General features: G+C 63.9%; 9 protein-coding genes and 1 tRNA gene. 5 read left to right on the top strand and 5 right to left on the bottom strand.

The window, feature by feature from the left end:
* Nucleotides 1–204: 204 nt before the first annotated feature.
* From msrA to EN906_RS15110, 3 genes are all read right to left on the bottom strand, one after another.
* Nucleotides 205–870, bottom strand: a complete 666-nt coding sequence (gene msrA / locus EN906_RS15100; RefSeq protein WP_127266917.1) for a peptide-methionine (S)-S-oxide reductase MsrA — start codon at nt 868–870, stop codon at nt 205–207.
* 100 nt (nt 871–970) lie between these two features.
* Nucleotides 971–1,294 carry a hypothetical protein gene (locus EN906_RS15105; RefSeq protein ID WP_127266916.1) on the bottom strand — a complete coding sequence of 108 codons (324 nt, stop codon included), beginning with the start codon at nt 1,292–1,294 and terminating at the stop codon, nt 971–973.
* Nucleotides 1,295–1,602: 308 nt separating this feature from the next.
* Nucleotides 1,603–2,307, bottom strand: a complete 705-nt coding sequence (locus EN906_RS15110) for a hypothetical protein (RefSeq protein ID WP_236383026.1) — start codon at nt 2,305–2,307, stop codon at nt 1,603–1,605.
* 361 nt (nt 2,308–2,668) lie between these two features.
* Between EN906_RS15110 and EN906_RS15115 the strand changes: the two genes are divergently transcribed.
* Nucleotides 2,669–2,758, top strand: a tRNA-Ser gene (locus tag EN906_RS15115).
* Nucleotides 2,759–2,950: 192 nt separating this feature from the next.
* Here EN906_RS15115 and EN906_RS15120 read toward each other — a convergent pair.
* Together EN906_RS15120 and EN906_RS15125 are read right to left on the bottom strand one after the other, a co-directional pair.
* The gene (locus EN906_RS15120) at nt 2,951–4,168 is read right to left on the bottom strand and encodes an FAD-dependent oxidoreductase (RefSeq protein ID WP_127271854.1); all 1,218 of its coding nucleotides are present in this window, start codon (nt 4,166–4,168) and stop codon (nt 2,951–2,953) included.
* 15 nt (nt 4,169–4,183) lie between these two features.
* Nucleotides 4,184–4,948: an HpcH/HpaI aldolase/citrate lyase family protein gene (locus EN906_RS15125; protein WP_127268822.1), complete on the bottom strand. Its 765-nt coding sequence runs from the start codon at nt 4,946–4,948 to the stop codon at nt 4,184–4,186.
* A gap of 109 nt (nt 4,949–5,057) precedes the next feature.
* Between EN906_RS15125 and EN906_RS15130 the strand changes: the two genes are divergently transcribed.
* The 4 genes from EN906_RS15130 to EN906_RS15145 all read left to right on the top strand — a co-directional run.
* Complete coding sequence (locus EN906_RS15130) at nt 5,058–5,948, top strand: 2-hydroxy-3-oxopropionate reductase (RefSeq protein ID WP_127268821.1); 891 nt, start codon at nt 5,058–5,060, stop codon at nt 5,946–5,948.
* A gap of 6 nt (nt 5,949–5,954) precedes the next feature.
* A complete protein-coding gene (locus EN906_RS15135; protein ID WP_127268820.1) occupies nt 5,955–6,767 on the top strand; it encodes a shikimate dehydrogenase in 813 nt (270 codons plus the stop codon).
* Nucleotides 6,760–7,566 (top strand): SDR family oxidoreductase, encoded by an 807-nt coding sequence (locus EN906_RS15140; protein ID WP_127268819.1) that lies wholly within the window; start codon nt 6,760–6,762, stop codon nt 7,564–7,566. The genes EN906_RS15135 and EN906_RS15140 overlap by 8 nt, the downstream gene beginning before the upstream one ends.
* Nucleotides 7,567–7,597: 31 nt before the next feature.
* The coding region (locus EN906_RS15145; RefSeq protein WP_164777181.1) for a RidA family protein at nt 7,598–7,894 on the top strand (297 nt) is incomplete at its 3' end.

The raw sequence follows: 7,894 nt of genomic DNA on the forward strand, positions 1-7,894 counted from the left end.
TCCACACCCTGTCGGTTATTTTTTCCGTTATGCACCGCATGCCTGCCCGGTTCTCCGGCAGGCATACGACGTCAGCCAGGAGTGTACTCCCTCCCGCTCGGCGGCAATCTGGCATGGCCCGAAACAAAATTCACGCGGAATTTTGACCTTTTGGAAAAGCTTGGTGCGGACAAGCCGCACCGCAGCTTGTCCTTGCGCCAAGTGTCAGGCGGAGGCGGCGGCAGGGATGGCGCAAGCGACGCCGGTGCCTTTGAGGTTGCACGTGCCGTAAGGGTTCTTCGCCAAATATTGCTGGTGATCGGCTTCGGCGAAGTAGAATTCGGCCGCCGGCGCGATCTCGGTGGTGATCCTGCCGTGGCCGGCACCGCGCAGCGAGGTCTCATACGCATCGCGCGAGGCGCTCGCCGCCCGCAATTGCGCCTCGTCGCTCGTGTAGATCGCGGAGCGATAGGCGGTGCCGACATCATTGCCCTGGCGCATGCCCTGCGTGGGGTCGTGGCTTTCCCAGAACAGCTTCAGAAGCCCAGCATAGGAGACGATCTCGGGGTCATGGACCACCAGCACCACTTCGGCATGACCGGTAAGCCCGGTGCAGGTCTCCTGATAGGTCGGATTGGGGGTGAAGCCGCCGGCATAGCCAGCCGCGGTGACCCAGACGCCTTCGATCTGCCAGAACAGCCGCTCCGCACCCCAGAAGCAGCCCAGTCCGAACATCGCCGTCTCCAGCCTCTCGGGATAAGGACCCTTGAGCGATCTTTTCAAGACCTTGTGTCTGGATGCGGTCGGGATCGCCCTGGCGCGGCCCGGCAGGGCCTGGGAGGGCTTCGGCAGATTGAGCTTCTTGTTCAGCATGTCGCTGAGAAAGAACATGCGCGGCTCCTCTCCGGGTGAAACGCAAGAAGCCGCATGACGGCGGCTTTGTTTGAGCATCGGATTCCCAAAACCGGCAACCGCTTTTGGGTCCGATGCTCTAGGTGGCGGCGAACTGCCCAGCACGCGGCGGCCGCCTGTAGCCTATCGCATAGAGCAGGAAAGCCAGCACCGCGAACACGGCGAAGCCCGGCTGGTTCAGCACCCAGGCGACGGCGCCGTCCCACAGCAGCGGGCTGGCCTTGGTTCGGATGAAGGTTTCGAAGGCGGCCCTCGTGTCGGGCGAGACCGCCAGCCAACTGGTGTTGAGCGGGGTCAGCACCAGCACGGAGGCCGCCACGGTGCGTGTCGCGTCGAGCACCGCCATGATGACGGAAATCGACAGCGCGATCATTGCGGCAAGACGAAAGACGAAGCGAAACATCAGAACCCTCCTCCGGGCTGGTCCCCTCCCGAGGGGCCTTTCAGAGATAGAATGCGCATGGCTGGATCGCAATCGCCATACGCGAATTTGCAGACTCCAAACTCAGGTCAACAGAAGGCCGGACGACAGTCGGTCGGGTGGCTTTTCATTGACATGTGAGGGCAGCTATGCTAACAATTTCAGCAGGGTGCTGATTTGCGCCGACGACCCGCCGCACAGGCGGGTTTTTGCGTTTGGTGCCTCGCAAACCGACGTGCCGGCCAAGTCTTCAAAGACCGGGTGAACCCGGATTCGTTGCCCTGCGCGAATTATGCGGCCGGCTTCCTTTTGCGCCGATGGACACGCCAGACGGCAAAAACGCCGCCGCCAATGGCGCCGATCACCAGGCCGGCCAGGCCGGTGAACACGGCGAAATAGCCGCAGGCGCCCTCGAAACAGCTCATCTCGGTGGCATCAGCGATCACCGAGCCGATGGCGAATCCGCCCACGGCGCCGATGACCGCGCCCAGGACGATGCCGAGCAGCGCGGCGACGACCGAGACGAAGACAGGCGGGCTTTCGGTTTCCGGATTGACATAAACGGCATCGGCTTCGGATCCACGGCGCAGCAGATAGATGCAGAGGACCCCGATGGCGAGTTGAGCAGCGGTGATGGCAAGCGCCTGGCCCGAAAAGACGAAATCCGAAATCGTCAGTGCACAGGCCTGCCAGGCCACCAGCCAGATGATTGTGGCGACCTGCCAGATGGTGAACTGGCGCGGGAAACGGGCCGAGCGGCCGAAGGCGAGGCCGAGCAGGTAAAGCCCCCACAGGATGGTGATGATGTCGACGGCGAGCCCGCCATAGACAAGGTAAAACACGCTGTCTGGCAGGCCGGTGGCGCCGACCGCGGGCCAGACGGAGATCAGGCCGTAGACCGACCACGCCATGACGAAGACGAGCCAGCCCACCGGCACGAAGGAAAGCCCGCTGTCCGGCCGCCTGACTGGCGTCTGTCCATTGCTCGATGTCATGTCCGCACAATGCCCCCGCAAAGCCTCGGCACCCGACAGGCAACTCCGGGGGAAGTCAAGGGCGGCCGGCCCGGCGGTCGTGCCTGTGCACACCATTGCAGCGGCGGCGCCCGTAAAAACGGGCATGCCGGCGGCCTTGCGAAACACTGTATGGCCGGCAAAGCGAATAGACTGCTGATATGGCTTGGCATTCGGCGCCGGATCGACTAGATGAGCCCCGCGCCTGTTGCTTCGACGGCTCAGGTGCGGGGAAGGGCGTTCGCTGGTTGGCGGCGCCGATGGCGGAAGTTCCGCCTTGCCCCAAGGGAGGTGCATCTCCCCAACCCGCGCGGCAAAACCGGCCGACGCGACATGCATGGACGGAGAGGTGGCCGAGTGGTTGAAGGCGCACGCCTGGAAAGTGTGTTTACGGGAGACCGTAACGCGGGTTCGAATCCCGCTCTCTCCGCCAGCTTGCACCTAGGTGTGATCAAGATCGGCGCGCCCCAGGCAATATGATCTGGCGCAGGCTGCCGACGCTCATCGCGATCTCGAGGCCAGGAGGACAACCGGGGCGCTTGTGCTTGGTGCAATCTCGAACACGACCGACGTCCCGTGATGAATTGCTTCGCCAAATCAAAACGGGGTGGTCGATCGTCTCGCCCTAGATCACCGCTTCCTCGAGGAACGGCTCGTTGCGCTCTATGCGCTCGTAACAGAATGGCGACAGATCGAGCGTCTGGAAAGCCCCGTGAACGATAAGTTCTGAAACTCCCCGGCCCACGGCTGGCGACTGTTGCAGCCCGTGCCCCGAGAAGCCGTTGGCAAACATGAAATTGGTCACCTGCGGGTGGAAGCCGACGATGCCGTTGTGGTCGAGCATGTTGTACTCGTAGTGGCCGGTCCAACTGGTCTGGACCTTGAGTGCGTCGAAAGACGGAATGCGGTGCCAGAGTGCCGGCCAGATGTAGTCGTCGAACTCTTCATGGTGCATTTCAAAGTCGTCGTAGCCGGCCGGTCCGTCGCCCTGCGGCGTGTTGCCGGTGAGAAAAAGTTCGCCTTCCGGGCGCACGAATGTACCGGAAAGGTCGATGACGTTGGGCATCCGGCCGGGGATCGGGTTGGCGCTGGCAAAGACGAAGCTGTAGCGCTTGTAGGGCGCGACCGGGATCGACAGGCCGGCCATGGCTGCGACCTGCTGCGCGCGCGGACCCGCGGCGTTGACCAATGTTCCGCAACGAACCGTCTGGCCGGTCGCGAGGCGCACCGAGATGACCCGTCCATCGGCAATATCCAGCCCTGTCGCTGCATTGTCGATATACTCGACGCCGCTGGCGCGGGCGGCGCGGCGGAAACCGTTCATCAGCCCCACGGAGTCGAACCAGCCCTCTTCCCTAGCCCCCCAGGAACCGCCACCGAGATCCTCCACATTGAGCCAGGGGAAGCGATCCTTCAGCGGGCCCGGCTCGAGGAACACTGTGTGGGCCCCAAAACTGCGCTGCAGATCGACGCGCTCGCGGGCCGCTTCGACGCCGTCGGGTGAACAGCAGTAAAGATATCCATGCTCCTTGAAGCCGAGGTCGGGCGCCGGTTCGTCCTTGTAGAAAGGTGCCATACGCTCCTGGAAGGTGCGGATGATCTCGATGCCGAACTGGCTGATCTTCACATTGATCGGATTGGAATATTGCTGCCGGATCGCGCTGGTGGACAGCGCCGTCGATGAAAACTCGTAACTGCTATCGCGCTCGACCACGAGGATCGAGGCACCGCTGCCCAGCGCCTGGCTCAGCCAGTAGGCCGTGGACGAGCCGACAACCGCTCCGCCGACGATGACGATGTCGTAGGCGTTGCGCGATGGCGCTTTGTAAGGCGGGATCGCCATGGCTCCGACTCCAAGCTACTGGTTGAACAAAGCGATCAGGGCATCCGAGCCCCGCGCAAGAAGGCCAAGGTCCGAACCGACGGCAACCATGGTGAAGCCTTCGGCAAGGTAGCGGTCGGCATCGGCCTTCGCCGGCGCCAGGATGCCGCTTGCCTTGCCTGCCGCCGTTGCGGCCTGGCGCACGGACGAGATTGCCTCCTGGACATGTGCCGCGCCGGGATTGCCCATCGCGCCCATATTGGTGGAAAGATCGCCGGGACCGACGAAGAGAACGTCGACCCCGTCGACCCCCGCGATCTCGGCGGCATTCGCCACGCCCAATTCATCCTCGATCTGCACGGCGAGAAGCTGCTGCTCGCGCGCCTTGGCGTGGTAGCCGGCGATGCGGCCGAAGCCATTGGCGCGGTGACCGACCGAGAAGCCGCGAAATCCGCCGGGCGCATAGCTCATGGCCGCGACGATGGCGCGGGCCTGATCGGCGGTTCGTACATTGGGGATCATCAGGCTGCGTGCGCCGATATCCAGCGCCTGCTTGATCAGATTGGGATCGTCGGAGGGCAGCCTGACGACAGCCTCGCTGTCGAAGCCGCCCATCACCTGAAGCTGCGCCATGATGCTGCGCAGATGGTTGGGGCTGTGCTCGCCGTCGATCAGAACCCAATCGGCTCCGGAGCCGGCGACGATCTCCGTGGTGAGCGCCGAAGCCAGCGAGCACCAGATGCCGATGTGAGCCCGGCCAGCCGCGGTGGCGGCTTTCAGCGTGTTGAGGCGTTCTTGCATCTTGCGATCGTCTCCAATCATTTGGTTGAAATTTGTATGATGTCCTATATCATATGGCTACAAAACGCTGCAAGATGCGATGTAGGGACTTTCGAATGGGAGCTGGAGAATGAGGATCGGGTTCATCGGGCTTGGCGTCATGGGAGCACCGATGGCGCGCCACCTGGCCGATGCCGGGCATGAGATCGTCACCGTTCTCAATCGCTCCCCTCTACCGCAGGGCCTGACCGCATCGGTCGTCGCGTCCGCCGCCGAAGTGGCACGGCGGTCCGAGATCGTCGTCACCATGCTGCCCGACACGCCTGACGTCGAACGCGTCCTGTTGGGCGAGGACGGCGTCCTGGAAGGACTGTCAGCCGGCAAGCTGGTCATCGACATGAGCTCGATCAGCCCCATCGCCACGGCGGCGTTCGCGGCGAAACTGCGAGAGAAGGGAGCCGGCTACCTCGACGCCCCGGTCTCGGGCGGCGAGGTCGGCGCCAAGGCGGCAAGCCTCACCATCATGGTCGGCGGCCCGGCCGCCGAGTTCGAGCGGGCGCTGCCGATCTTTGAGACACTCGGCAAGAACGTCACTTTGATCGGCGAGCAGAATGGCGCCGGGCAGACCTGCAAGATCGCCAACCAGATCATCGTCGCGCTCAACATCGAGGCCGTGGCCGAAGCGCTTGTCTTCGCCAGCAAGGCCGGGTGCGACCCGGCGAAGGTTCGCGGCGCCCTGATGGGTGGCTTCGCCGCTTCCCGCGTCCTGGAAGTGCATGGCCAGCGCATGATCGACCGGACCTTCGCCCCAGGCTTTCGCATCAAGCTCCACCAGAAGGATCTCAACCTGGCGCTTGACAGTGCCCGCGCCCTTGGCGTGGCGCTGCCGAACACCGCCATGGCGCAGCAACTGATGAATGCCTGTTCGGCCCATCCAGGTGGCGCCGAGGCCGATCACTCGTCTCTCGTCCGGGCGCTGGAGATCCTCAGCGGCCACGAACTGTCAAAAGAAAAGGAGTAAAAACCGATGCGCGGAACCGGCAAGGCCGAGATCTTCGTGATGCTGGCCCATCCCGTGGCCCACGCCAAGAGCCCCGGCATATTCAACGAGATCTTCGAGCAGAAGGGCCTCGACAGCCTCATGGTGCCCTTGAGCTGCCGCCCGGAGGATTTTGAGACCTTCTGGGCCGGCATCACGGCAGCCGAGAATATCAGGGGCGTGATCATCTCGGTGCCGTACAAGGTTGCGGTCTACCACAAATGCTCCGCCGCGCATGACCGCGCCGCGCGGGTGGAAAGCGCCAACTCGGTGCGACGGCTGCCGGATGGCAGCTGGTATGCCGACAATTTCGACGGCGTCGGCTTCATCGATGCGCTCAAGGCGAACGGGCATCAGATCGCCGGCCGCCGCATTCTTCAAGTCGGTGCCGGTGGCGCCGGTGCTTCGCTCGCCTATTGTCTCGCGGAAGCCGGCGCCGACGAAATCCGCCTTACCGACATCGATACGGCGCGCGCCGGGAAACTGGCGGCGCTGGTTGGCCGCGCGTTCCCGAAATGCCGCATCCAGGTCGGAGAGGCCGAGCCTTCCGGCATGCATATGGCGATCAACGCCACGCCTGTCGGCATGCATGCCGGCGATCCGCTGCCGCTTGACGTCAGCCGGCTGACCCCGGATATGACGGTCGTGGACATCATCATGGAGCCTGCGGAAACCGCTCTGCTGCGGGCGGCCAAGGGGATCGGCTGCCGCGTTCAACCGGGACGCCCGATGATGGATTTCCAGGTCCGGGCGATGTCCGAATTCTTCGACATCGAAGGCAAGGACCGCGGCCATGGCTGAGACACCGACTGCCGTCGTCATCGGCGGCACCTCCGGCATCGGACGCGCTATCGCGCAGCGCTTCGCAGAAGACGGTTATCATGTGGTCGTCTCCGGCCGGGATGCGACGAGGGGCAATGAGGCGGCCGGCTCCTGCCAGGCGGCGGGCGCGCCGCGTGCGCTGTTTGTCCAGACAGATGTCGCAGATAGCGGCTCAGTCGAGGCTCTGGCACGGATTGTCAGCGACGGGTTCGGCACGCCTCACGTCGTCGTCAACTGCGCCGGCATCTTGCAGAGCGGCAAGTACGTCCTTGATCAGGATCTGGACGAGGACGAGAAGATGTGGCGGGTGAATTATCGCGGCACGCTGTTGGGGTGCCAGGTGTTTGGCCGGCTGATGTCGGCCGCCCGGCGAGGCGCGATCCTGAATGTCGGCTCGCTCGCCTCTTTCGCGCCGCTGTCGCTGCCCGCCTACACGCCGGGAAAGCATGCGGTCCTGGCCCTGACCCAGATCCTCGCCGCCGAACTCGGCCCGCATGGCGTTCGCGTCAATGCGGTCGCGCCCGGCTATACACTTTCCGATGGTCTGAAGACCAAGATCGCCAGGGGTGAACGCAACCCCGAAGCCATACAGGCCACCACGGCGCTGCGACGCTTCGTCGAGCCGCGCGACGTCGCCGAGGCGGCATTGTTCCTCTGCTCGGAGCGCGCCGCTTCGATTACCGGCGTCACCTTGCCGGTCGACGCCGGCTGGCTGGTTCAGGCGCCTTACGCACAATATCTGCAGGGAAATCCCATCCGGCAAACGCCGGCTATCTGACAAGGATAATCCAGTGATCAATATCTCGCCAGTGAGCGACATCCAGCGCTTCGACTTCGATACCCGCATACACCATGGCGTCATCCATAACGGCACGCTCTACCTCACCGGCCAGGTCGCGAGGCCCGGCCAGTCCGCGGCCGACCAGATGCGCGAGGTGCTCGGCAAGATCGATGCGCTGCTTGGCAAGGCGGGCACGGACAAGACCCGCATCCTTCATGTGCAGATGTGGCTGGACGACATCAGGGATTTCGACGAGGTCAATGCGGTGTGGGACGCCTGGATGCCCGGGGAGCACGCACCGGCGCGCTCATCGGGCGAAGTACGG

This window comes from Mesorhizobium sp. M7A.F.Ca.CA.004.06.1.1, from assembly GCF_003999135.1.
In the GTDB taxonomy this organism is placed as follows: Bacteria; Pseudomonadota; Alphaproteobacteria; order Rhizobiales; family Rhizobiaceae; genus Mesorhizobium.

Coding starts and splice junctions, on each gene's coding strand:
- EN906_RS15140 (WP_127268819.1), top strand. CDS start 6,760: ATGGCTGAGACACCGACTGCCGTCGTCATCGGCGGCACCTCCGGCATC.
- EN906_RS15130 (WP_127268821.1), top strand. CDS start 5,058: ATGAGGATCGGGTTCATCGGGCTTGGCGTCATGGGAGCACCGATGGCG.
- EN906_RS15135 (WP_127268820.1), top strand. CDS start 5,955: ATGCGCGGAACCGGCAAGGCCGAGATCTTCGTGATGCTGGCCCATCCC.
- EN906_RS15120 (WP_127271854.1), bottom strand. CDS start 4,168: ATGGCGATCCCGCCTTACAAAGCGCCATCGCGCAACGCCTACGACATC.
- EN906_RS15105 (WP_127266916.1), bottom strand. CDS start 1,294: ATGTTTCGCTTCGTCTTTCGTCTTGCCGCAATGATCGCGCTGTCGATT.
- EN906_RS15110 (WP_236383026.1), bottom strand. CDS start 2,307: ATGACATCGAGCAATGGACAGACGCCAGTCAGGCGGCCGGACAGCGGG.
- EN906_RS15125 (WP_127268822.1), bottom strand. CDS start 4,948: ATGCAAGAACGCCTCAACACGCTGAAAGCCGCCACCGCGGCTGGCCGG.
- msrA (WP_127266917.1), bottom strand. CDS start 870: ATGTTCTTTCTCAGCGACATGCTGAACAAGAAGCTCAATCTGCCGAAG.